A 23,627-nucleotide genomic window follows, 5' to 3' on the forward strand; every position below is an offset into this window, starting at 1 on the left:
GTCGCTGAAGTCCCCGTTGCGGACATGGAGGCCCTGTCGCGCAACGCGGGCCTTATGACCGAGCAGTTCAGCCGGGCGCTCGCCGCCTACGCCAAGCCCCTCGAGGAGGGCAAGCCGAATGCAGCGCTCGCCGAGTCGGTGACCGAGGTCGTGCGCACGCTCGGCACCGTGGCGGAGAAGTGGTTCACCGACCCCCAGAAGGCGATGGAGGCCCAGAGCCTGATCGGCGGCCAGTTCCTGGCCCTGTGGGGCTCGACCCTGCAGCGGATGCAGGGCGAGACGGTCACCCCCGTGGCCCTGCCCGATCCCAAGGACAAGCGCTTCGCCGCCCCCGAATGGACGACGAACCCGGTCTTCGACTTCCTGAAGCAGGGCTACCTCATCACCACGCGGTGGGCCGAGATCATGGTCGACGAGGCGGAGGGGCTCGACGACCACACCCGCGCCAAGGCGCAGTTCTACGTCCGGCAGATCTCCGGCGCGATGTCGCCGTCGAACTTCCTGGCGACGAACCCCGAGCTCCTGCGCGAGACGTTTCGGGAGAACGGCGCCAACCTGGTGCGCGGCATGAAGATGCTGGCCGAGGACGTCGAGGCCGGCGGCGGCGAATTGCGCGTGCGCCAGACCGATCCGGGCCAGTTCAAGGTCGGCGTCAACATGGCGAGCACGCCGGGCGAGGTGATCTTCCGCAACGACCTGATCGAGCTGATCCAGTACGCGCCGCAGACCGAGACGGTGCTCAAGCGCCCGCTCCTGATCGTGCCGCCCTGGATCAACAAGTTCTACATCCTCGATCTGAACAAGGACAAGAGCTACATCGGCTGGGCGGTCGCCCAAGGCCTGACGGTGTTCGTGATCTCCTGGGTCAACCCGGATGCGCGCCACGCCTCGAAGGACTTCGAGAGCTACATGCGCGAGGGCGTCTTCTCGGCGCTCGAAGCGATCGAGCAGGCGACCGGCGAACGCCAGGTCTCGGCGGTGGGCTACTGCGTCGGCGGCACGCTGCTCGCCGTGAGCCTGGCCTACATGGCGGCGGTGGGCGACGACCGCATCGCCAGCGCCACCTTCCTGACCACCCAGGTCGACTTCACCCATGCCGGCGACCTCAAGGTCTTCGTCGACGAGGCCCAGATCCGCTCGATCGAGGCCGGCATGAAGGACCGCGGCTACCTCGAAGGCGCCAAGATGGCCAACGCCTTCAACATGCTGCGACCCAACGACCTGATCTGGCCCTACGTCGTCAACAACTACCTGAAGGGCAAGGCGCCGCTGCCCTTCGACCTGCTGTACTGGAACTCCGACGCGACCCGGATGCCGGCCGCCAACCACTCGTTCTACCTGCGCAACTGCTACCTCGACAACAAGCTGTCGCGCGGCGAGATGGTGCTCGGCAACGTGCGCCTCGACCTCGGCAAGGTGACCGCGCCCGTCTTCAACCTCGCGACCCGCGAGGACCACATTGCCCCGGCCCTCTCGGTCTTCGAGGGCTGCCGCGCCTTCGGCGGTACCGTCGACTACGTGCTGGCGGGCTCGGGCCACATCGCCGGCGTGGTCAACCCGCCGGCCAAGCCCAAGTACCAGTACTGGACCGGCGGTCCGGCCTACGGCTCGCTCCAGGACTGGATCGCGGCGGCGACCGAGCATCCGGGCTCGTGGTGGCCCTACTGGCTCTCCTGGCTCGAGCACCAGAACAACGAGCGGGTGCCGGCGCGCCAGCCCGGCGGCGGGGTGCTGCCTTCGCTCGGGGCGGCGCCGGGGACCTACGTGCTCGAAAAGGCGTGAGACGAGAAAGGCCCCCGGGAGATCCTCCCGGGGGCCTTTCTCTTGACGGTGGTTGGGTTTCAGTACTTGCGCACCAGCGGCACCGGGATCGGCGCCGGGGCCGGCGGGTTGTCCCAGCGGTACTTCAGGCCGACCGAGACGATGTCGGCGCTGGCGTCGGTGGTGGCCAGGAAGGCCAGCGGCGCGGTGTAGAGCGGCTCGCCCGGCACCAGCGCGATCCGGTTGCGGCCGGCGGCGAACAGGTGCTGGTAGGAGACGTCGAACTGGATCTTCTCGCTGTAGCGGTAGCTGGCGCCGACCGAGGCGAAGTAGCGGTCGCCGTCGGGCAGGCGGGTCGAGCGGTTCGAGTTGTCGATCGGCGACTGCTCGTAGGCGACGCCGACGCGGCCGGTCCATTGCGGGGTGAAGTCGTACTCGGCGCCGAGCGAGTAGTAGAAGCCGTTCTTGTAGTTGAGCGGCAGGGCCGTCACCGGCCGGCCGAGCGCCACCGAGACGATCGCCGGCGAGCCGATGCGGGTCCAGTTGTCCCACTCGAAGCCGAAGTTCAGGCGGAAGTCCCGGGTGATCGCCTGGGTCAGGCCGACCGAGACCTTCTCGGGGGTGTTGAGGCTGGCACGGACCTGACCGATGCCGAAGGCCGAGCCCTCGATCCGGTGGTTGATCGACGAGCGGTAGCCGACGCCGACCGTGGTCCCCTCCGAGAGCCGCGCCACCACGCCGGCCGTGAAGCCCCAGGCCCAGTCGTCGCCCTTGAGGAAGGCGGAGTTCGCCAGCGGCGTGATGCCGGTGGCCTGGCGCAGGGTGAGCTTGAAGTATTCCAGCACCGGGCCGGCCGCGACCGACAGCCAGTCGTTGACCTTGTAGCCGATCACCGGGTTGAAGTTCAGGGTGAAGATCTTGGACGAGCGGCTGTAGGTCTGGCCGGCCCAGACCTGGTTCGGCTTGGTGATGAGGCCGAACGGCGCGGCGCCGGACAGGCCGAGATAGAGCCGGTCGTTGATCTGGTAGTTCGAGTACGTCGCCGGCAGCACCGCCGCCTGGCCGATATCGCCCGACTCGCCCAGCCCGATCAGCGGCGGGAAGGTGCCGGTGGTCGGCGTGATCCGGGCCGAGGGGGCGACCAGGGTGGCGTTGAAGTCCGAGTTCCAGCCCGGCTTCATCGTGACGACGGCCGGGTTCCAGAACATCGACGACAGGCCGCCGGAGCCGGCGGCGGCACCCGCGAAGGCGAGGCCCATCGCCTGGGCGCTCTGCTCGCGCAGGCCGAACGCCCCCGCCTGCGCGGCCCCGCTGGCCCCCGCCAGCAATGCCACCGAGGCGCCGGCCAGCAGCGCCGTCCTCCTCAAACCCGTCATGACGTTACCTCGACCCCGAATTCGTAAGCGATGCCGCGCGGCTTCCAGACGCCCGCAGCTTGAGCGGAATGATGCGGCAGCAGGCAGGGGCTGCGCAATCCCGCCGGGTCGCTGGTCGCCGGTCATTTCCTCAAGACGATCTCTCGCATCGATCAGACAAGTGCGAGTCCATGGAAGAGATGTCTGGGAATTCAGTCGTTGTCTCTTGGCGTCGCGTGTATAGCGTGGACGCCCGGATCGGCGCGCGGCGGCCGCGTCCGACACGGTTTCGCCTCAGATGTGACGAAACTGCAACGGGGCGATGCCGCGGACGCGGGCGTATCGGCTTGCGGCGGCGGTGCACCGGCGCCAATGTCCCGGCCCGACGGGCCTCAGGCTCGGATGGACAGGGGGAGACGGCCGATGAAGCTTGTACGCTGGGGCGAGAGCGGGGCGGAGAAGCCGGGCCTGATCGACGCCGCGGGGGCGATCCGCGACCTGTCGGGCGTGGTCCGCGACATCGCCGGCCCCTTCCTCGCCGCCGACACCCTGGCGAACCTGCGCCGGATCGATGCGGCGACCCTGCCGGAGGTGCCGGCCGGCACGCGGCTCGGCGCCTGCGTCGGCCAGGTGCGCAACTTCATCGCCATCGGCCTCAACTACGCCGACCACGCCGCCGAGACCGGCTCGCCGATCCCCGCCGAGCCGATCCTGTTCAACAAGGCGCCGTCCTGCATCGTCGGCCCGAACGACACCGTGATCCTGCCCAAGGGCTCGGCCAAGACCGACTGGGAGGTCGAGCTCGCCATCGTCATCGGCAAGCGGGCCTCCTACGTCCACGCCAACGAGGCGCTCGACTACGTCGCGGGCTATTGCGTCTGCCACGACGTCTCCGAGCGCGAGTTCCAGCTCGAGCGCGGCGGCACCTGGACCAAGGGCAAGGGCTGCCCGACCTTCGGACCCCTCGGGCCCTGGCTCGTCACCCCCGACGAGGTCGGCGACGTGCAGAACCTCGACATGTGGCTCGACGTGAACGGCGAGCGGATGCAGACCGGCTCGACCCGCACGATGATCTTCGACGTGCGCCAGATCGTCTCCTACCTGTCGCACTTCATGCTGCTCGAGCCCGGCGACGTCATCACCACCGGCACGCCGCCCGGCGTCGGCATGGGCATGAAGCCGCCGCGCTACCTCAAGTCCGGCGACGTCGTGACACTCGGCATCGCCGGCCTCGGCGAGCAGCGCCAGGCCGTCGTCGCCTTCGACGACTGGACCGCCAAGGTCGCGGCCGGCGAGCCGACCAACTGACCGTGACCGGGCCCGCGGCGCTGCCGCGGGTCCCTCCCCCCGAAGGACCGCACCCGTGAACGTCCTCGTCGTCGACGACCATCCGATCGTGCTGCAGGGCTGCCGCCGCGTGCTGGAGGATGCCGGCGTCGAGACCGTGCACGAGGCCACCGGCATCGCCGCCGGCTATCGCCGCTTCCGCCGCCACCGCCCGGACCTCGTGGTCGCCGACCTGACCTTCCAGGGCGCCGCGCTCAGCGGCCTCGCGCTGATCCGGCGGATCCGCTCGGTGGCGCCCGAGACCCGCATCCTGGTCTTCAGCATGCACGACGACCCGGAGATCGCCGTCCGGGCGATCGAGAGCGGGGCGACCGGCTACGTCCTCAAGGATACGGCGTCGATGGAGCTGCACATCGCCTTCGAGCGGGTGCGCGACGGCGGCACCTATGTGGCGCCCTCCCTCGCCGCTGAGGTCGACCGGCTGCGCCGCGAGGCGCCGGCCGCCCCGCCCCTCACCCCGCGCGAGCGGCAGATCCTCGAGCGGCTCGGCGCCGGGCGCTCGCACGGGGCGATCGCCGAGGAACTGGGCCTCAGCTACAAGACCATCGCCAATGCCTGCACGCAGCTGCGCCGCAAGCTCGGCGCTCGCACCCTCGCCGACCTGATCCGCATCGGCCTGCGTGCCACGCGCGCGCCGTGAGACGGATGTTCCCGCCCGCGGGAGGTCCGGCAAGCGGGGGCCCGGAGGCGAGAACCTTGGCCGCAAGGTGGCGCCTGCCACGGCCACGCTCGATCCCCGGTCGACGAGCGAAGACTGTTAACGTTCGTAAACCCGCTCGGTTCCCGTAATCGGTCGGCGCGAATATACGCAAAGTATTCTCGATTTTGACTGTTCCATAATGTTGCCTCGTTCGGTTCTATGTTGCGCCGCGTCAAGCAACAAGAACGGGAATGCGAAATGGTTTCGAAGGCAAAGCTGGCGATCGTCGGTCTCGCTCTCGCGGGTGCCGCCGGGGTGACGTTACAAGCCAGCACGCCCGCCGAAGCCCAGTCCGGTCGTGCCTCCTGGTACGGTCCCGGATTTCAGGGCCGGCGCACTGCCAACGGCGAGCGCTTCAACACGCACGCCCTCACGGCGGCTCACCGCCGCCTCCCCTTCGGCACCCGGGTCCGGGTGACCAACACGTCGAACGGCCGCTCCGTCGTGGTCCGCATCAACGACCGCGGCCCGTATGTCGGCGGCCGGGTGATCGACCTGTCCCAGGCCTCGGCCCGCGCGATCGGAATCTCGGGCGTCGCCCGGGTGCAGCTGAGCCGCCTCTGAGCGTTCCTCCCCTCCGTCACCGGGCGATTCCGGCGGGCTCCACCGCGCCGTCGTCTTGACGCGGGGCGATTCAGCGACAGACGAGGGCCGCGCCGGTCTCGGCCGCGCGGTCCTCGTCTGTCGCGACATCTCGGGCTTGACCTGCCGCCAGGTTGCCCGCGCCCACAGGAATGCTATGGGACGCCATCGGCCGGGGCACGCGCCCATGGCCGGGACCGTCCGCCCGCGACCCGCCCTCCCCTTCGCTCCCCCCGGAGATCATCCGTGCTCCTGCGCTCCACCCTCCTCCTCGTCCTCACGACGGGCGCGGCCCTCGCCGAACCCGTCGTGGTCGACCGCGCGGTGCTCAAGCAGTACTGCACCGGCGATTACCTGACCTATTGCGGGAACTTCGCGCCGGACGGTCCCGAGGTGCAGGCCTGCTTCCGCCAGAACAAGGCGAAGCTGTCGCAGAACTGCCAGGCCGCGATCACCAGCTACATGAAGGCGCAGCGCAAGGGCTGAGCCGCACGAGCCGGCCCGCACCCGTCCGGCCGGCACGGCTCACGGCCGGGGCGAAGACCGTCGGCGCGCCTTGGCGTGGTGGTGCCGCCATCCCGGCCCCCGTGAAGGACGACCCCCATCCGCTCTCCTCCCGGAGAGCGAACCTCCCCACGGACGGCTGAACCCTCCGAGCCGTCCCGGCGCCGCGCCAGCGGGGCCCGGAAGGACGTCCGGAGAGTGCTCCATCGGAGTTCAGCCGATATAGGCCCCCGCCCCCTCGAACGTCACCCCGGCGAAATCCCCCCGGCGCCAGCGCAGGCGGACCTCGACCGTGCGCAGCTCGTGGGCGGCGATCACGAGCGGAAACGTCTCCGGCAGGGTGAAACGGGCGGGCACGCGCAGCCGCGCGCCGGCGGCCGAGAGGTCGGCGATCTCGCACGCCACGAGCCGGTCGGGCCCGAGGACGATCCGCCCCTGCTGGATCACGCGGTGGCGCCGGCCCGCGCGGGGGATCGGCTCGGATCCGCGACCGTCGTCGAGTTTCGGCACGTGAGGGCCGGGGCGATCGGTCTCCGGTCGGTCGGCCATGGTCTCCCCGCTTCCGGGCCGCGACGCCCCTTCCGCCACGCTTACGGCGTTCCGGCCGCGGCGCAAAGCCGGGACGCGCCCGGCCGCTCGCGTTAACCGGTCATAAAGCCTGTTCCTTCATGTCTCGTTAGCCATCCACCATCCGATCGATCCCGGCCATGCCCGCAGCCCCGGCCACATCCCAGCGTCCCGCCCCCACCGGGGGTGCTCCCAAAGGGGCCGCTCCTAGGCGTCCGGCGCTCGAGCGTCCCGCGCCGCCGAGCCCGATCGCGGGCCTGATCGCCCGCCGCCGGGCCCGGGAGGCCGCGACCGAGCGGGGCGTGTTCGGCGCCGCCATCCTGCTGGCGCTCACCGCGACGGGCTTTGCCGGCTACACCCTGTCCCAGCCGACGCGGCCCTACGACGTGCGCGAGGTGCTGCCGGCGAGCGCCGGGCCGTTCACCTGGCGGCGGATCGCGACGCCCGCCGCCCAGCCCGAGATCGACCTCGACCCGGTGATCACCGGCTCGCTGCCGGACGCCCCGCCGACACCGTCCTCCCCCGCCGCCCCGGCCCAGGGCCCGGGCCTCGTCGTGCCGGCGGCACCGCCGCAATCCGGCTTCGTCCTGCGCCGGGCCGGCGCCGGCCAGGCCGTGGTGGAAGGGCGCGACGGCCTCCACCAGATCGCCGTCGGCTCGGTGCTGCCGGGGGGCGGCCGGGTGCTGTCGATCCGCAGCACCGGCGCCGGCTGGATCGTCATCACCACCGAGACCATCATCGGACCGACCCCGCTGTGAGCGCGGCGCGGCGAGCCTTCGGCCGGGTGGCAAGCCCCGAGCAAGCGTGTCCGCCTAGAGCGGAGGCCTCATCGGGGCTTCGTGCCGCTGCGGCCGGGCACCCCGCCCACCGGGCCGACGGGCCGGAGAGCTGATCCGTGACGACTCTCACGAGCTACATGCTGCTGTCGCGAAATCTCGCGACCTCGCTGCAGCGCAAGGGCGCGGAGCCGATCGTGGCCCGCGACACCGCCTATTACCAGGCCAACATCGGCAAGGTGAAGTCGATCGACGACTTCATGGCCGATACCCGCCTCTACAACTACGCCGTCAAGGCCTTCGGCCTCGAGGACATGGGCTACGCCAAGGCGTTCATGCGCAAGGTCCTGACCGAGGGCACGGATTCCTCCGCCGCCTTCGCCAACCGGCTGGCCGACGACCGCTACGTCGCCTTCGCGAAGGCCTTCGACTTCGCGCCCGGCCCCTCGGCGGCCGGCATCGACGGGGTGTTGAAGGAAGGCCAGGCGCCGGTCCCGGCGGTCGCCGCCCGGCTCTCCCTGCCGGGCGCGCTCGCCACGACCTACGACTTCTCCGGCACCAACGAGGCGCGCTTCACGCTCTCGTCCCAGGTCGATGCGGGAACGACGAAGTCCGCCACCATCGTGCTCAACCGAGCCGCCCTCGCCGGCAAGGTCGCCGACCTCGCCAACGTCACCCCGACCGAGCTCGGCCAGGCGATCAGCGCCCAGATCGGCGCCTCGGGCGCCGACGGGCTGATGGGCAAGGTGCAGGTCGGCATCGGCGTCAACGGCAACTTGTTCTTCGAGACCACCGACTACACCGATTACGGTTTCGACGGGGCGCCGGGCGGCGACGGCGTCAACGCCGACACGATCTACGCCGCGGGCGGCAAGGTCCGCACCCTGAGCGTCACCAACGCGCCTCTGTCCGGCGCCGGCCAGAATGCGGTCGACATCGGCAACGGCACCGACCTGCCGCCTGGCGCCAACGTCCAGGCGGTGGTCGACGCCTACCTGCAGCAGAGCCTCGAAGCGGATGCCGGCGCCCAGGATACCGGCGTGCGCCTCGCCCTCTACTTCGCCCGCAAGGCGCCGGGCCTCAACAGCGGCTACGACATCCTGAGCGACCCCGCCCTGACCCAGGTCGTCAACACGGTGATCGGCCTGCCGGCGACGAGCAGCGCCACCACCACCGACGCCCTGACGGTGCGGGCCAAGCTCATCTCCTCGAAGGTCGACTTCGCGAGCTTCCAGGACCCGGCCAAGGTCGAGGCCTTCGCCCGCCGCTTCGCGGCGATCTGGGACGCGCAGAACAACACCGCCACGGACCCGATCCTGGCGCTGTTCAGCAACGGCCAGGGGTGAGGCGGCGATGCAGAACAGCCTCTACGTCAACCTGTCGGCCCAGGTCGCCCTCGACAAGCGCCTGACCACCACCGCCAACAACGTCGCCAACATGTCGACGGCGGGCTACCGGGCCGAGGAGACGAAGTTCTCGGCGCTCCTCGCCCAGGCGACCAAGGGTGCGGTGGCCTTCGTCAATTCCGGCGACACCTACCTGTCGCGGGCCTCCGGCCCGATCTCGAAGACCGACTCGCCCCTCGACGTCGCGCTGCAGGGCGATGCCTGGCTCGCCATCGGCGGCCAGTCCGGCCCCGCCTATACCCGCGACGGGCGCCTGACGATGGACGCCACCGGCCAGCTGCGCAGCCTCACCGGACAGCCGGTGCTCGATCCGGGCGGCTCGCCGCTGCTCCTCGATCCGCAGCAGGGCCCCCCGACGATCGGCCGCGACGGCAGCATCTTCCAGGGCACCAACCAGGTCGGGGCGCTGGGCGTCTTCATCCTCGACAAGAAGGCGACGCTGACCCGGGCGCCCGGCAACGCCGTGACCTCCAGCCTGCCGGCGCGCCCGGTCCAGGACTTCACCGGCATCGGGGTGGTCCAGGGCTACGTCGAGGGCTCGAACGTCAACCCGATCATGGAGATGACGAAGCTCATCACCATCCAGCGCGCCTTCGAGAGCGCCGCCACCGCGACCGCGGAGGCCGAATCCTCCCTCCAGAGCGCCGTGAAGTCGCTCTCGCCGCAGGGCAGCTAGGATGGCGGCCGATCCGCTCGCGCGCCTCGCCGAGACGATGGCGGCCGCCCGCCAGGACGGCGCGCTGGTGCGGATCGGCGGCCCGATCCGCGAGGTCACCGCCAGCGCCTGCCGGATCGGCGGCGTCTCGCCCTTCGTGCGCCTGGGGGACCGCATGGCCTTCGAGGCCGGCGGCCGCGAGCAGGTCGGCGAGATCGTCCGGGTCGATGCCGAGGGCGCGACGCTGAAGGCCTACGAGAGCCGGATCGAGGCCGGGATCGGCACGCTCGCCCGCCGTCTCGGCCCGGCGGAGCTGCGGCCCGACCCGAGCTGGAAGGGCCGGGTCATCGACGCCCTCGGGCGCCCGGTCGACGGGGCCGGCCCCCTCGTCCACGGCGAGCGCGCCAGCCCCCTCGACGCCGACCCGCCGGCGGCCCTCGGCCGCGCCCGGGTGCGCGCGCCCCTGCGCACCGGCGTCCGGGCGCTCGACCTCTTCACCCCTCTCTGCGCCGGCCAGCGCATCGGCATCTTCGCCGGTTCCGGCGTCGGCAAGTCGACGCTGCTCGCCATGCTGGCCGGCGCCACCGGCTTCGACAGCGTCGTGGTCGCCCTGGTGGGCGAGCGCGGGCGCGAGGTGCGCGAGTTCCTGGAGGGCGCGCTGGCGCCGAGCCGTGCCCGCGCCGTCGTGGTGGTCTCGACCGGCGACGAGAGCCCGATGATGCGCCGCCAGGCGCCGAAGGTGGCGCTGGCGGTGGCCGAATCCTTCCGCGACCGCGGCGAGTCGGTGCTGCTCATCGTCGATTCGGTGACCCGCTACGCCCACGCCGCCCGCGACGTGGCGCTGGCGGCCGGCGAGCCGGCGGTGGCCCGCGGCTATCCGCCGAGCGTCTTCTCCGACCTGCCGCGCCTGCTCGAGCGGGCGGGCCCGGGGCTGGAGGGCCGCGGCACCATCACGGGGGTGTTCTCGGTGCTGGTCGACGGCGACGACCACAACGATCCGGTGGCCGACAGCATCCGCGGCACGCTCGACGGCCACGTCGTCCTCGACCGGGCCATCGCCGAGCAGGGCCGCTACCCGGCGGTCGACCTCCTCGGCTCGATCTCGCGGCTCGCCACCGAGGTCTGGACGCCCGAGCAGCGCGACCTGATCCGCAAGCTCCGGGCGATGATGGCCCGGTTCGAGGAGACCCGCGACCTGCGCCTGATGGGCGGCTACCGCGCCGGGACCGACCCGGAGCTCGACCAGGCGATCGGCCTCGTGCCGCGGATCTACGACGCCCTGCGCCAGGACCCGTCCCAGCCCGCGAGCCAGGACGCGTTCCTCGAGCTCGCCCAGTCGCTGCGGGGCTGACGCGCGATGGCGACCCGGCTCCCGCGCCTCGTGGCGCTCCCCTCCAAGCCCCGCGCAAGCCTGCGCGGGTCTATTCCGGCCGAAACCTTGCCGCAGGCCGTCCGCCTGCGTCCGATCCCAACGCGCAACCGCCCCCGCATCCTGACGAACGAGGTCCCGCAATGAGTCTCATCGGCGTGCTCCGCTCCGGCGTCTCCGGCATGAACGCCCAGTCGAACCGCATCTCGACGGTGGCGGAGAACATCCAGAATTCCGGCACGACGGGCTACAAGCGCAGCTCGGCGGAGTTCTCGTCGCTGCTGATCGCCGACAGCGCCGGCGGCAACTACAACTCGGGCTCGGTTGAGACCAAGGTGCGCCGGTCGGTGACCGAGGGCGGCACCCTCAACGCCACGACCTCGAAGTCCGACCTCGCGATCAACGGCAACGGCTTCTTCGTCGTCAAGGACCCGTCCGGCGCGCCCTACCTGACCCGGGCCGGCAACTTCAAGGTCGACGGCGTCACCGGCAACTTCACCAACGCCGCCGGCATGACCCTGATGGGCTACAGCCTGCTCGACGGCGAGCCCAACCCGACGCTCAACAGCGTCACCGACATGGTGCCGATCAACCTCGCCTCAGTCAGCACCCGGGCGACCCCGACCACCGAGGCCAGCCTGTCGGGCAAGCTGCCGCTTGACGGCGCCGTGACGCCCGGCGGCCAGTACGCCAAGAAGTACTCGCTCGTGACCTACGACAAGCTCGGCAAGAGCCAGACCCTCGACGTCTACCTGTCGAAGAACACCGGCGGCACCTGGACCGCCTCGATCTACAACGCCGCCGCCAACCCGACCCCGGCCGGCTCCACCCCGGCCCTGCCGGCCGCCGGCCAGCTCGGCACCGCGACGCTCAGCTTCGACGCGCAGGGCCGGCTCGCGAATGCCGGCACCGGCACCGCCAAGTCGATCACCCTCAACACCGCCCCGGGCGGCGCCGGCGAAAACATCACCCTCGACTTCTCGGGCCTGAACCAGCTCGCCGGCGACTACAGCATCGACGGCAAGGCCGACGGCAAGGCGCCGGCGGCGGTGACCGGCACCGAGTTCGGCGCCGACGGCACCGTCTACGCCTCCTTCGAGGACGGCACGCGGCTCGCTGCCTTCAAGGTGCCGCTCGCCACCGTGAAGAGCCCGGACAACCTCCAGCCGCGCTCCGGCAACGTCTACCAGGTCAGCGTCGATTCCGGCGACATCCAGGTCGGCTTCGCCAACCAGAACGGCCGCGGCGGCATCAAGTCCGGCGCCCTCGAGCAGTCGAACGTCGACGTCAGCACCGAGCTGACCGCGATGATCGAGTCGCAGTCGGTCTACACCGCCAACTCCAAGGTGTTCACGACCGGCAACGAGATGCTCGATACCCTGATGAACCTGAAGCGGTAGCCGTCACGGCCACCGGGAGCTGACAGATGGGCCTCTCGCTCGCACTCGACTCGGCACGATCGGCGCTCCTCGCGACGTCGAGCCAGATCGCCGCCTCCGCGCGCAACACCGCGGGGGCGAACGATCCCGGCTACTCGCGCAAGGTCGTCAGCCTGGTGAGCGGGGTCGGCGGGACCACCGTCGTCGTCACCCGGGCGAGCGACGCGGCCCTGTTCATGCGCAAGCTCGCGGCGTCCTCGGGCGCCGCCGAGCGCCAGGCCCTCCTCGACGGCATCACCGCCCTGTCGAAGACGGTGGGCGACACCAGCGACGCGGGCTCGCCGGCCGCCCGGCTCGGCACCCTCAACGCGGCGCTGCAGGCCGCCGCCAACCGCCCGGACGACGCCAACCTCGCCCGGGCCGCGGTCGAGAGCGCCCGCGACCTCGCGGCGAGCCTCAACGCGGCGGCCTCGGCCGTGGAGCAGGTCCGGTCCCAGGCCGACCAGGGCATGGCGGACTCGGTCTCGCGGATCAACGACCTGCTCGGCCAGTTCGAGACCGCCAACCGGGCGGTGATGCGCGGCACCGCCGCGGGCCAGGACATCAGCGACAGCCTCGACGCACGCGACCGGGTCCTGGCGCAGCTCTCCGAGGAGGTCGGCATCACCGTCTCCGACCGGTCGGGCGGCGACATGGCGATCTACACCGACAGCGGCGTGCCGCTCTACGAGCGCGGCGCCCGCACGGTGAGCTTTTCGCCGCGCGCCGGCTTCCCGGCGGGCACCCAGGGGGCGGCCGTCATGGTCGACGGGGTTCCGGTCACCGGCGCCACCTCGCCGATGCGGATCGCCAGCGGCAAGCTCGCCGGCTTCGCGGCCCTGCGCGACGAGACGGCCGTCGCCTACCAGGGCCAGCTCGACGCCATCGCGGGAGCGCTCGTCGACACGTTCCAGGAGGCCGATACCCGCAGCCCGCCGGCCTATGTCGGTCCGATGGCCGGCCTGTTCACCGCCGGGTCCGGCGGTGCGTTGCCGGCCTCTCAGACGGGGCTGGCGAGCCGCATCGCCCTCAACGCCGCGGTCGACCCGCAGGCCGGCGGCGACGTCACGCTCCTGCGCGACGGCGGCATGAACGGCAGCGGCTACCGGGCCAACCCCTCGACCGATGCGAGCTATGCCGGGCGCCTGCGCGCGCTCACCGGCGGGCTTTCCGCCGCGCGCAGCTTCGATCCCGGCCCGTCCCTGCGCGAGACCGCGACGCTCGCGGGCTTCGCGGCCGATTCCGCCGGCTGGCTCGAGGCGAGCCGCAAGGCCGCGTCGAACGACGCCGACTACCAGAAGACCCTGCTCGGCCGGGCCACCGAGGCCCTGTCGAACGTCGCCGGCGTCAACGGCGACGACGAGACCGCGCAGATCCTGCAGCTCCAACGCTCCTACACCGCCTCGGCCAAGATCCTGACCATGGTGGACGACCTGCTGAAGACCCTCTTCGCCGCGGTGCGGTGAGGCGGTTTCGCGGCGATCCAGAGACAGAGCCCTGCCAGTCATGATGACCACGAGCTACATCTCCAGCCTCAGCCTGTGGAACCTCCCCCGCAGCGCGTCGGGGCGGCTCCAGGCCGAGATCGCGAACGCCACCAAGGAGATCGCCGACGGACGCTACGCCGATGTCGGCCTCGCGCTCGGCGGCCAGGTCGGCCGTAGCCTCTCCCTGCGCCAGAGCGCGGCGGAGATCGCCGCCCTCAAGGACGGCAACGGTCTCACCGCCTCTCGCATCAACGCGAGCCAGGCCAACCTGCAGCAGATGCAGAAGGCGGCCGACGCCCGGCTCGCCACCCTGACCGGGCTGCCCGCCGACCAGCGCGTCGCCGCGATGGCGGCCTCGGCCGACGACACCCTGGCGACGCTGACCGGCCTCCTCAACGCCACCTCGAACGGCCAGTCGCTGTTCTCCGGCACCAACACGGGCGCGAGCCCGATCCGCGACGGCGCGGCGGCGGCCGCCAAGACCAACGCGGTCGCGGCGTTCCAGAGCGCCTTCGGCTTCCCGCCGTCGGATGCCCGGACCGCGGACCTGACGGCCGCGCAGATCCAGGGCTTCCTCGAGGGCACGGTCGCGGCGCAGTTCGCCGACCCGAACTGGGGCACGACCTGGTCGCAGGCCTCCTCGACCGCCATCACCAACCGGATCTCCCTCACCGAGACCGTCACCACCTCGGTCGGCGCCAACGAGACGGCGTTCCGCCAGCTCGCCGAGGCCGCCCTGGTGTCGTCGCTCGGCATGACCGGCCTCTCGGCCGAGGCCCAGGCGGTCGTCTCCAACCGGGCGATGAGCCTCCTGAGCAAGGGCAGCGCCGGGCTGGTGTCGCTCCAGGCCGATCTCGGCCGCGCCCAGGCCCGGATCACCGACGCCAACACCCGGCTCGACGCGCAGTCGGCCCTCGTCACGAAGGAGATCGCCGGCCTCGAGGCCGTGGACCCGGCCGAGGCCAAGACCCGGCTCAACGCCGCGACCACCCAGCTTCAGATGTCGTACTCGCTGACCGCGCAGCTCCAGGGCCTGTCCCTGCTGAAATACATCTCGTAGCGCGCCCCCCGCCGCGCCACGCCGACCACACGCGCTGACACATACGAGGCATCGGCTCGATGTACCGCTTTTCCTATTCCGAGATCCTGGAGGACGCCCCGGAGGTCGGCCGCGACCGCGAGCGCGCCGCCTTCGACCGGGCCCTCACCCTCCTGCGCGACGTGGAGGCCCGCGGCCTGTCCGGGCCGGAGCGGACCGCGGCCGTCGGTTTCGTGCAGGAGCTCTGGAACGTCCTGATCGCCGACCTGCTCGAGCCCGAGAACGCCCTGCCCGCCTCCCTGCGCGCCGACCTGGTGCAGATCGGCGCCTGGACGATGCAGGAGGCCGGCGAGGTCCTGCGCTCGCCCGAGCGCAGCCTCGCGGCGCTGATCGAGGTGAACACCTCGATCCGCGACGGGCTGCGGTGAGCCGCACCATGCGCCTGTCGCTGCGAGCCGGGGAACGGATCTACATCAACGGCGCCGTGCTGCGGGTCGACCGGAAGGTGGCGATCGAGCTCATGAACGACGCCACCTTCCTGCTGGAGAGCCACGTCCTCCAGGCCGAGGAGGCGACGACGCCGCTGCGCCAGCTCTACTTCGCGGCGCAGACCCTCTTGATCGAGCCCGCCAAGGCCCAGGCCGCGCGGGCGCTCTACGACGGCATCCGGGACGGGCTGCTGGCCGCCACCGGCGAGCCGGCCCTGCGCGAGGGGCTGGCCTCGGCCGACGCCCTGGTGGCGGCCGGGCGCCTGTTCGAGGCGCTCAAGATGATCCGCGGGCTCTATCCCCTGGAGGCCGCCCTCCTGGCCGCCGATGCGGCGGCCTTCGCCGACCCGGCGGCCCTCGCCGACCCGGCGGCGCTCTCCGAGCCGGTCCCGCCCGCCGCGCCCGCCCCGGCCCAGTTGCCGACCCTCTCCGCCCTCGGCCGCCGCCCCCGCGGGGTCGAGCGCCCGCGCGAGCGGCCGCTGCGCCGCCCGCCGGTCGCCGGCCGCCTCGCCGCGGCCGCGGCCCTGCCCGCCCTCGATCCGGAAGCCTGACATGACCGTCGCCAGCACCACCAGCGCCACCGGGGGCGTGACCTCGACCGCCGCCGCCGCCGCCAAGGCGACCAGCTCGGTCGCCTCCTCGATGAACTCGGACACCTTCCTGACGCTGCTCGTGGCGCAGCTCAAGAACCAGGATCCGACCAAGCCGATGGACTCGACGCAGTATGTCGGCGAGCTGGCGACCTTCTCGCAGGTCGAGCAGGCGACGAAGACCAACCAGAAGCTCGATTCGCTGCTCGCCTCGAGCTTCCTCGACCAGGCCGATTCGGTGATCGGCCGCACCCTCACCTCGGCCGACGGCACCGTGACCGGCACCGTCCAGTCGGTGAAGGTGACCGCTGACGGGGTCCAGGCGCGGCTCACCAGCGGCGCCGACGTGCTGCTGACCTCCGGCATCACGATCCAGTAGGATGCCGCGACAGGCCTCTGCGAGCGGTCACCCATGATCGACATCCTATGAACGAGGTCGACGCCCTTGAGCTCGTCCGGGCCGCGATCTGGACCGTCATCGTCGCCGCGGGTCCCGCGGTCGGCGCCGCGATGCTGGTCGGCATCGCGGTGGGGCTGCTGCAGGCGCTGACCCAGATCCAGGAGGTCACCCTGACCTTCGTGCCGAAGATCGTGGTGATCCTGCTCGTCCTCCTCGTCACCGGCACCTTCATCGGCGGCCAGATCTACGCTTTCGCGGAAGCCGCCTACGGGCGCATCGCGACCGGCTTCTAGAGCATTTTCCGACGAACCGGCATCTACCTCGCCGGGAAACGCTTTCGTGCTCGATCGCCCTCCCAACCCTCGCGCAAGCTTGCGGCGGCAAAGGATGCCGTACGGCACTCCGTGCCGCGTGAGCCTTGGCGAAGGGTGGTCGGGACATGGCAGCGGGCGCAGCACTGGCGGTGGAACGCAAGTCGCGGCGGGATTTCGGCTTCGCGGCCGGCATCGTGGCGATCCTGGCGGTGCTGTTCCTGCCGGTGCCGGCGCTGCTCATCGATGTCGGGCTCGCCTTCTCGATCGCCCTGTCGGTGCTGATCCTGATGGTGGCGCTCTGGATCCAGAAGCCGCTCGAATTCTCCGCCTTCCCGACCGTGCTGCTGATCGCGACGCTGTTGCGCTTGGCGCTCGGCATCGCGACGACGCGGCTGATCCTGGCCAACGGCCAGAAGGGCGTGGACGCCGCCGGCCACGTCATCCAGGGCTTCTCGCAGTTCGTGATGAGCGGCGACTTCGTGATCGGGATCGTGGTCTTCCTGATCCTGATCACGGTCAACTTCCTCGTCATCACCAAGGGCGCGACCCGCATCGCGGAGGTGGGCGCCCGCTTCACCCTCGACGCGATCCCCGGCAAGCAGATGGCGATCGACGCCGATCTCAATGCCGGGCTCATCGACGACAAGGAGGCGCAGCGCCGTCGCCGGGAGCTGGAGGAGGAGAGCGCCTTCTTCGGCTCGATGGACGGCGCCTCGAAGTTCGTGCGCGGCGAGGCGGTGGCCTCGCTCATCATCATCGCGGTCAACGTCTTCGGCGGCATCATCATCGGCACGACGCGGCACGGCCTGCCGCTCGGCACCGCCGCCGACATCTTCACCAAGCTCTCGGTCGGCGACGGCCTCGTCTCGCAGATCCCGGCCCTCATCGTCTCGCTCGCCGCCGGCCTGCTCGTCTCGAAGGGCGGCACGCGGGGCACCGCCGAGCAGGCGGTGATCGGCCAGCTCGGCGCCTATCCCCGCGCGCTGCTCGTGGCGGCCGCCATGATGGGCGTGTTCGCGCTCGTGCCTGGCCTGCCCTTCCTGCCCTTCATGGCGTTGAGCGGGCTCCTGTTCTTCATCGCCCGCACCATCCCGCGCCGCCTGCAGGCGCAGGCCGCCGCGACGGAGGCCAAGGCCAAGGCCGAGGAGGCGGTGAGACAGGCCGAGGCGAAGGAGAAGGATTCGGTCAAGGATTCGCTCAAGACCCCGGAGATCGAGCTCAGCCTCGGCCGCCAGGCCGGCTCGCAGATCCAGGCCTCGCAGGCCGAGCTCGGCCACCGGGTCGCCAAGATGCGGCGCAAGTTCGCCCGCCAGTACGGCTTCGTCGTGCCGGACATCAAGGTCTCGGACAACCTGGCGCTGCCGCCCAAGAGCTACCAGATCCTGATCCACGGCACCGTGGCGGCGAGCCAGGAGCTGCGCCCGGGCGAGATGCTGGTGGTGGTCGGCGACGGCCCCCGCCCCGACGTGCCGAGCGACGAGGTGCGCGAGCCCGCCTTCGGCATGAAGGCGCTCTGGGTGATGGATTCCTATGCCGGCGAGGTCCGTCGCGGCGGCTTCGAGCCGATCGACGGCGCCTCGGTGCTGCTCACCCACCTCTCCGAGGTGATCCGCAACAACCTGCCGCAATTCCTGTCCTACAAGGACATGCGCGCGCTGCTCGACCGGCTCGACCCCGAGTACAAGCGCCTGCTCGACGAGATCTGCCCGTCGCAGATCTCCTATTCGGGCCTCCAGGCGGTGCTCAAGCTGCTGCTCGCCGAGCGGGTCTCGATCCGCAACCTGCACCTGATCCTGGAGGCCATCGCGGAGATCACCCCGCATGCGCGCCGGGCCGAGCAGATCGCCGAGCACGTCCGGATGCGCATGGCCCAGCAGATCTGCGGCGACCTCGCCGAGAACGGCGTGCTCAGCGTGCTGCGCCTGGGCGCCAGCTGGGACCTGTCGTTCCACCAGAGCCTGAAGCGCGACGCCAAGGGCGAGGTGGTGGAGTTCGACATCGACCCGCGCCTCGTCGAGCAGTTCGGCACCGAGGCCTCCGAGGCGATCCGTGCCCGGATGCGCGAGGCGCACGGCTTCGCCCTCGTCACCGCCCCCGACGCCCGGCCCTACGTGCGGATGATCATCGAGCGGATCTTCCCGACCCTCCCGGTGCTCTCGCACCTCGAGATCGCGCGGGGCGTCGAGATCAAGTCGCTGGGCACGGTCTCGTGACGGGAATCGGGCCGGACAGCTTCCTCGCCGTCTTCCTGATCTTCTGCCGGGTCGGCGGCTGCCTCCTGGTGGTGCCGGGTTTCTCCAGCCCCCGGGTGCCCCAGCAGGTGCGCCTCCTCATCGCCGGGGCCGTCTCGCTCGCCATCGCGCCCCTGATCGTGCCGCAATTCGAGCTGCGGCTGGCCGGGCAGGCCCCGGCCCAGACGCTCGCCTGGATCGCCACCGAGACCCTGACCGGGCTGATGATCGGCTTCCTCGGCCGGGTCTTCATCCTGGTGCTGGAGACGGTGATGAACGCGACCTCGACCATGGTGGGCTTCGGCAGCATGCCGGGCACGCCGATCGAGGGCATCGACCCGGTGCCGGCGGTCGAGGCGCTGATCCTGCTGACCGCGACCGCGCTCCTGTTCGCCGCCGACCTGCACTGGGAGCTGTTTCGCGGCCTCGTCGAATCCTACGCCCGCATCCCGCCCGGCGAGGGCGTCGGCAGCCAGATCATGCTGACCCGGATCGTCGACCAGGTCGCCGGCGCCTTCATGCTCGGGCTGCGGATCACCGCCCCCTTCGTCATCTACTCGATCCTGGTCAACCTCGCGGCCGGCTTCGTCAACAAGCTGACGCCGACGATCCCGGTCTACTTCATCGCCACGCCGTTCGTGATGTTCGGCGGGCTCCTGATGCTCTACTTCCTGGCGGGCGAGTTCATGACCCAGTTCCTCCTCGGCTACGCGGCCTGGCTGGTGCGCGGCTGATGGCGGCCGGCGCCGGCGACCGGCTCAAGCGCGCCAAGCGCCTCGTCGCCGTGCAGGAGCAGATGCGCCGGGTAGCGGAGATCGAGCTCGCGGCGACCCGCGAGCGCGCCGCCGCGCTCGAGGCCGACCGGGCGCGGCTGCTCGCCGCCCTGTCCGAGAGCGCCCACGGCCCGATGCTGCTGGAAGCGACCGCCCGGCGCCTTCGCGGGCTCGCCAGCGAGGCCAGCGCCGTCGAGGCCGCTGCCGCCGCCCAGGCCCAGGCGGTGCGCGAGCGCGGGCTCGCCCAGAAGCGCGCCGAGGCGCTGGCCGAGCGCCGGGCCGACGACCACCGCCGCGCGCTCGACAAGCGCGCCGACCTGGAGCGCCTCGACGGCCTGGCCGCCCGGACCGGCGCGGCTCCCGACGCAAGCCTCCCGTAAGCCAGGCGCGGTAACACTCCGTTCACCGAACGAGTCCGGACCCGACTGCCGATGAGCATCTCCCCGCCCTCCGACATCGTGCTCGACGTCGCCCGGGCCGCCGATCCGGCGCGCTTCCAGGAGGCCGCCGCCAAGCTGTCGCAGCCCGGCAGCGCCGGCGCGACCGCCTTCGCGGACGCGGCCCGCGACGTCGGGCTCTCGACCCACATGCCGCTCGACGCCCGCGGCGCCCTCACCGGCCTGCAGAACCAGACCGCGATGTCGGGCGCCGGCAGCGACCCCTACAAGAAGTTCGAGGGGCTGGTGCTGCAGCAATTCGTCGAGGCGATGATGCCGGAGAAGTCCGAGACCGTATACGGCAAGGGCAATGCCGGCGGGATCTGGAAGTCGATGCTGGCCGAGCAGATCGGCACCCAGATCGCCAAGGCCGGCGGCATCGGCATCGCCAAGATGCTGAACGCCGCCCACCCGGGCACACCCGCCGCCGCGCCGACGGATGCCGCCAACCCGGCGGCCAAGGTCTGACCGCCATGCTGCTCGCCTGCATCAAGCGGCTCGAGGCCGTCGTCGAGGAGGAGACCGAGGCGCTGGAGACCCGCGCGCCCTTGGACCTCGACGGTCTCAACCGCCGCAAGAGCCAGGGCCTCCTGGAACTCACCCGCCTCACCCGCGACCTCGACCCCGCCGCCCTCGACACCACCGAGGCGATCCACCTGGCGCGGCTGCGCGACAAGCTCGCCCGCAACCAGCAGGTCGTCGCCCTGCACCTGCGGGCGCTGGAGGAGATCGACGACACACTGACCCAGGCCGCGCTCGCCCGCGACTCCGACGGCACCTACAGCGCGCGCACGAGCCTGCGGTCATGAAGATCCTGATCACCGGCCTGTGGATCTGCGCCGTCACCATCGCGTCGTGCTACGGCGCGGTGACCTTCGGCGGCGGCATCTTCTCGAAGAAGACCGAGCCCTATCTCGAAGGCCTGCAGTACCAGAAGCTCGCCCCGATCAACATCCCGATGATCGCCGACGGCCGCGTCCAGGGCTACGTCATCGCCGTGCTGGTCTTCACCGCCGACGCCAAGCTGATGCACACCCTGCCGGTGCCGCCCAACGCCTTCGTGGTCGACGAGGCCTTCCGCCAGATCTACGGCGACCCGGCGCTCGATTTCCGCAAGCTGGCGAAGTACGACATCACCAAGCGCCTCTCCGAGGTGCGGGCGAAGGTCAACGAGCGTCTCGGCGGCGATGTCGTCAAGGACGTGCTCGTGGACGAGATCAATTTCGTGGCGAAGCGGGAAGTGCGGTCTTAGTGTCTCTCACAAAACTCCCGATCACCGCCTCGGCTTGCTGTGGCAGCGACATTGCGGCGGGAGTTTTGTGAGGTGCACTTAGAGGCGTATCTCGACTGGAAAAGTCGCATCCCGCCTGCTTCGATCCGGTCGAGGACAGCCCGCGCCTTTTCCTGTCGCCGCACAGCCCTGATGCTTGCAGGAAGCCGGGACAGCACCCGGCTTTTTCTTTTCGTGCCAAGTCATCGGGAAGCGGGGAAGCGGGGAAGCGGGGAAGCGGGCACTTCGACGTCCTCCCCCTACCCCTCCACCACCAGCTCCACCCGGTCCGCCGCGAACAGGCTGCGGGTCGCCTGGATCGGCACGCCCGCCGCGTCGACGTTGACGCTCGACAGCACGATCAGCACCCGCCCGGGCGCGAGGTCGAGGCGGGCGGCCTCGTCGGCGGTGGCCGGGCGGGCGGTGATGCGGGTCGACAGGCGGGTGTAGTCCGCGATGCCGAATGCCGCGTAGGCCCGGGTGAGCGAGCCGAGTGCCGCGTAGGCCGCCGCGAATCCCTCGAAGCGCGGCAGCGGCAGGCAGGTGCGGGCGGTCGAGAGCGGCGTGCCGTCGGCCCGATGGATCGTCAGCAGTTCGAGCATCGGATCCCGAGGCGCGAGGCCCAAGGCCTCGGCGGTCGCCGGGTCGGCCGGGACGGTCTCGGCGGCCAATAGATCGCCCCAGGCCTCGCGGCCGGCCTGGCTGACGATCTCCGAGAAGCGGGTGCGCCGGCCGATCGGGTAGGCAAGCCGCGGCGTCTCCACGAAGGTGCCGCGCCCCTGCGTCGCCCGCACCAGCCCGCGCTCCGCGAGCGCGGCGAGCGCCCGGCGCACGGTATGCCGGTTGACCCCGAACCGGGCCGCCAACGCGGCTTCCGTCGGCAACTGGCTGCCCGCCGCGAGGCGCCCGGCCTCGATATCGGCCGCCACGCCGTCGGCGATCTGGCGCCAGGCCGCCAGCCCCTCCCCCCGTGCCAGCACCGTCACCGCGCCGTCGCCGCCCGCGTCCATACCGTCATCCAAACTTCATTTGCTCCCGGATCGTCGGTTGTCTATACCATTAGACAACCGAGATGCCAGCGGACCCCGCGATGCCCCACCCTAACCCGGCCGACCGCCAGCCCGAAGCGCCCGATCCCGTCGCCCGCCGCGCCGTGATGGCGCTCTGCGGGCAGGCCCGCCCCGAGGAGCTGCACCGGGCGCTGGCGCAGCTCGGCGCGACCGAAGGGGCCGAAGATCTGCGCCCGCCCGAGACCGGCCTGGTGATGACCCGCGGCCGCATCGGCGGTGACGGGCGGCCGTTCAACCTCGGCGAGGCGACGGTGACCCGGGCGGCGGTGCGCCTGCCCGGCGGCGCGACCGGGTTCGCCTACCATCTCGGCCGCGACCGGGCGAAGGCGCGGCTCGCCGCGACCCTCGACGCGCTGTGGCAGGTCCCTGAGCGGCGCGCGGCGGTGGAGGCGGCGCTCGCGCCCGTCGCGTCCCGCCGGGCGGAGGAACGCACCGCGCAGGCGCGGCGGATCGCGGCGACGCGGGTGAACTTCTTCACCATGGCGAGAGGAGAGGATTGATGCTCGCCCGCGGCTTTGCCGACCCCGTCCACGACGCCCAGGGCGTCTTCCGCACCGTCATGGATGCGCTCGCGCGCCCCGGCACGATCCAGGCCCTCGCCACCGGCCTCGCGCCCCCGGCGCCGCTGACGCCGGAACTCGCCGCCGTCGCCCTGGCCCTCGCCGACGCCGAAGCGCCGCTCTGGCTCGATGCCGGCTTGGCGGAGAGCCCGGCCGTCGCGGAGTTCCTGCGCTTCCATACCGGCGCGCGCATCACCGACGATCCGGCCGAGGCCGCCTTCGCGCTGGTCTCCGATGCCGCCGCCTGCCCGAAATTCGACGCCTTCGCGCAGGGCACGCCGGCCTATCCCGACCGCTCCGCCACCCTGGTGCTGGCCGTCTCCGACCTCTCGGATCGCGAGGGCTGGCACCTCGATGGACCGGGCATCCGCGACAGCGCGCGCCTCGCGGCCTCGCCCCTGCCGGCGGACATGCCGGCGCGGCTCGCCCACAACCATGCCGGCTTCCCGCAGGGGATCGACCTGATCCTGGCGGCACCCGGCCGCGTCGCCGCGCTGCCGCGCTCCACCCGCGTCCGGGAGGGCTGAC

Annotated in this window: 26 protein-coding genes and 2 pseudogenes; 25 read left to right on the top strand and 3 right to left on the bottom strand. The window is 71.4% G+C overall.

Features of this window, described 5'->3' with window-relative positions; genetic code table 11:
• The first annotated feature begins 24 nt into the window (after positions 1-24).
• Entirely contained in the window at positions 25-1,782 is a 1,758-nt protein-coding gene (phaC, locus tag V3T34_RS18605; RefSeq protein ID WP_305078475.1) for a class I poly(R)-hydroxyalkanoic acid synthase, read from the top strand.
• 59 nt (positions 1,783-1,841) lie between these two features.
• Here phaC and V3T34_RS18610 read toward each other — a convergent pair whose 3' ends face one another.
• Positions 1,842-3,137, bottom strand: a complete 1,296-nt coding sequence (locus tag V3T34_RS18610; RefSeq protein ID WP_060846104.1) for an OmpP1/FadL family transporter — start codon at positions 3,135-3,137, stop codon at positions 1,842-1,844.
• 402 nt (positions 3,138-3,539) lie between these two features.
• Between V3T34_RS18610 and V3T34_RS18615 the strand changes: the two genes are divergently transcribed.
• From V3T34_RS18615 to V3T34_RS18630, 4 genes are all read left to right on the top strand, one after another.
• On the top strand, positions 3,540-4,424 hold the full coding sequence (locus V3T34_RS18615; RefSeq protein WP_305078476.1) for a fumarylacetoacetate hydrolase family protein: 885 nt from the start codon (positions 3,540-3,542) through the stop codon (positions 4,422-4,424).
• A gap of 55 nt (positions 4,425-4,479) precedes the next feature.
• Positions 4,480-5,103: a response regulator gene (locus V3T34_RS18620; protein WP_060846106.1), complete on the top strand. Its 624-nt coding sequence runs from the start codon at positions 4,480-4,482 to the stop codon at positions 5,101-5,103.
• A 258-nt stretch (positions 5,104-5,361) separates the two neighbouring features.
• Complete coding sequence (locus V3T34_RS18625) at positions 5,362-5,727, top strand: septal ring lytic transglycosylase RlpA family protein (RefSeq protein ID WP_060846107.1); 366 nt, start codon at positions 5,362-5,364, stop codon at positions 5,725-5,727.
• Between the two features lie 264 nt (positions 5,728-5,991).
• A complete protein-coding gene (locus V3T34_RS18630; protein WP_060846109.1) occupies positions 5,992-6,231 on the top strand; it encodes a hypothetical protein in 240 nt (79 codons plus the stop codon).
• 231 nt (positions 6,232-6,462) lie between these two features.
• Here the strand turns inward: V3T34_RS18630 and V3T34_RS18635 are convergent, their stop codons facing one another.
• Positions 6,463-6,798, bottom strand: a complete 336-nt coding sequence (locus V3T34_RS18635) for a PilZ domain-containing protein (RefSeq protein WP_091889593.1) — start codon at positions 6,796-6,798, stop codon at positions 6,463-6,465.
• 158 nt (positions 6,799-6,956) lie between these two features.
• On the opposite strand from V3T34_RS18635, the gene V3T34_RS18640 reads away from it, so the two are divergent.
• The 18 genes and pseudogenes from V3T34_RS18640 to V3T34_RS18725 all read left to right on the top strand — a co-directional run bounded on the left by V3T34_RS18640 (position 6,957) and on the right by V3T34_RS18725 (position 21,451).
• Positions 6,957-7,574: a hypothetical protein gene (locus V3T34_RS18640; RefSeq protein ID WP_305078477.1), complete on the top strand. Its 618-nt coding sequence runs from the start codon at positions 6,957-6,959 to the stop codon at positions 7,572-7,574.
• 158 nt (positions 7,575-7,732) lie between these two features.
• A pseudogene (locus V3T34_RS18645) lies at positions 7,733-8,056 on the top strand (DUF1217 domain-containing protein); the annotation flags it as partial.
• 3 nt (positions 8,057-8,059) lie between these two features.
• On the top strand, positions 8,060-8,938 hold the full coding sequence (locus V3T34_RS18650; protein ID WP_407942731.1) for a DUF1217 domain-containing protein: 879 nt from the start codon (positions 8,060-8,062) through the stop codon (positions 8,936-8,938).
• Between the two features lie 7 nt (positions 8,939-8,945).
• The gene (flgF, locus tag V3T34_RS18655; protein WP_060846111.1) at positions 8,946-9,674 is read left to right on the top strand and encodes a flagellar basal-body rod protein FlgF; all 729 of its coding nucleotides are present in this window, start codon (positions 8,946-8,948) and stop codon (positions 9,672-9,674) included.
• Position 9,675: 1 nt separating this feature from the next.
• Positions 9,676-11,004 carry a flagellar protein export ATPase FliI gene (fliI, locus tag V3T34_RS18660; protein ID WP_060846112.1) on the top strand — a complete coding sequence of 443 codons (1,329 nt, stop codon included), beginning with the start codon at positions 9,676-9,678 and terminating at the stop codon, positions 11,002-11,004.
• 161 nt (positions 11,005-11,165) lie between these two features.
• A complete protein-coding gene (locus V3T34_RS18665; protein ID WP_091889587.1) occupies positions 11,166-12,422 on the top strand; it encodes a flagellar hook protein FlgE in 1,257 nt (418 codons plus the stop codon).
• A gap of 26 nt (positions 12,423-12,448) precedes the next feature.
• Positions 12,449-13,906, top strand: coding sequence for a flagellar hook-associated protein FlgK (gene flgK, locus V3T34_RS18670; RefSeq protein WP_305078478.1), 1,458 nt, complete (start codon positions 12,449-12,451; stop codon positions 13,904-13,906).
• A gap of 40 nt (positions 13,907-13,946) precedes the next feature.
• Positions 13,947-14,987 (top strand): flagellar hook-associated family protein, encoded by a 1,041-nt coding sequence (locus V3T34_RS18675; protein ID WP_305078479.1) that lies wholly within the window; start codon positions 13,947-13,949, stop codon positions 14,985-14,987.
• A gap of 59 nt (positions 14,988-15,046) precedes the next feature.
• Complete coding sequence (gene flaF, locus V3T34_RS18680; protein WP_060846116.1) at positions 15,047-15,394, top strand: flagellar biosynthesis regulator FlaF; 348 nt, start codon at positions 15,047-15,049, stop codon at positions 15,392-15,394.
• Between the two features lie 8 nt (positions 15,395-15,402).
• Positions 15,403-15,789, top strand: a pseudogene (gene flbT, locus V3T34_RS18685) (flagellar biosynthesis repressor FlbT); the annotation flags it as partial.
• 217 nt (positions 15,790-16,006) lie between these two features.
• On the top strand, positions 16,007-16,423 hold the full coding sequence (gene flgD / locus V3T34_RS18690) for a flagellar hook assembly protein FlgD (RefSeq protein ID WP_060846117.1): 417 nt from the start codon (positions 16,007-16,009) through the stop codon (positions 16,421-16,423).
• A 47-nt stretch (positions 16,424-16,470) separates the two neighbouring features.
• Complete coding sequence (gene fliQ / locus V3T34_RS18695) at positions 16,471-16,737, top strand: flagellar biosynthesis protein FliQ (protein ID WP_060846118.1); 267 nt, start codon at positions 16,471-16,473, stop codon at positions 16,735-16,737.
• A 146-nt stretch (positions 16,738-16,883) separates the two neighbouring features.
• On the top strand, positions 16,884-18,971 hold the full coding sequence (gene flhA / locus V3T34_RS18700; protein WP_091889581.1) for a flagellar biosynthesis protein FlhA: 2,088 nt from the start codon (positions 16,884-16,886) through the stop codon (positions 18,969-18,971).
• Positions 18,968-19,723, top strand: coding sequence for a flagellar biosynthesis protein FliR (gene fliR, locus V3T34_RS18705; RefSeq protein WP_305078480.1), 756 nt, complete (start codon positions 18,968-18,970; stop codon positions 19,721-19,723). The genes flhA and fliR overlap by 4 nt, the downstream gene beginning before the upstream one ends.
• A complete protein-coding gene (locus V3T34_RS18710; protein WP_060846121.1) occupies positions 19,723-20,142 on the top strand; it encodes a hypothetical protein in 420 nt (139 codons plus the stop codon). The genes fliR and V3T34_RS18710 overlap by 1 nt, the downstream gene beginning before the upstream one ends.
• A gap of 51 nt (positions 20,143-20,193) precedes the next feature.
• A complete protein-coding gene (locus V3T34_RS18715) occupies positions 20,194-20,667 on the top strand; it encodes a rod-binding protein (protein WP_060846122.1) in 474 nt (157 codons plus the stop codon).
• A 5-nt stretch (positions 20,668-20,672) separates the two neighbouring features.
• Positions 20,673-21,008, top strand: coding sequence for a hypothetical protein (locus tag V3T34_RS18720; protein ID WP_060846123.1), 336 nt, complete (start codon positions 20,673-20,675; stop codon positions 21,006-21,008).
• Positions 21,005-21,451 (top strand): hypothetical protein, encoded by a 447-nt coding sequence (locus V3T34_RS18725; protein ID WP_305078481.1) that lies wholly within the window; start codon positions 21,005-21,007, stop codon positions 21,449-21,451. Before V3T34_RS18720 ends, V3T34_RS18725 begins: the two co-directional genes overlap by 4 nt.
• Positions 21,452-21,729: 278 nt before the next feature.
• Here V3T34_RS18725 and phnF read toward each other — a convergent pair whose 3' ends face one another.
• Positions 21,730-22,479, bottom strand: coding sequence for a phosphonate metabolism transcriptional regulator PhnF (phnF, locus tag V3T34_RS18730; protein ID WP_091889575.1), 750 nt, complete (start codon positions 22,477-22,479; stop codon positions 21,730-21,732).
• Positions 22,480-22,559: 80 nt separating this feature from the next.
• On the opposite strand from phnF, the gene phnG reads away from it, so the two are divergent.
• Positions 22,560-23,039: a phosphonate C-P lyase system protein PhnG gene (gene phnG, locus V3T34_RS18735; RefSeq protein ID WP_305078482.1), complete on the top strand. Its 480-nt coding sequence runs from the start codon at positions 22,560-22,562 to the stop codon at positions 23,037-23,039.
• Positions 23,039-23,626, top strand: coding sequence for a phosphonate C-P lyase system protein PhnH (gene phnH, locus V3T34_RS18740; RefSeq protein WP_305078483.1), 588 nt, complete (start codon positions 23,039-23,041; stop codon positions 23,624-23,626). Before phnG ends, phnH begins: the two co-directional genes overlap by 1 nt.
• Position 23,627: the final 1 nt, after the last annotated feature.

The organism is Methylobacterium ajmalii (genome assembly GCF_036448855.1).
GTDB lineage: Bacteria > Pseudomonadota > Alphaproteobacteria > Rhizobiales > Beijerinckiaceae > Methylobacterium > Methylobacterium ajmalii.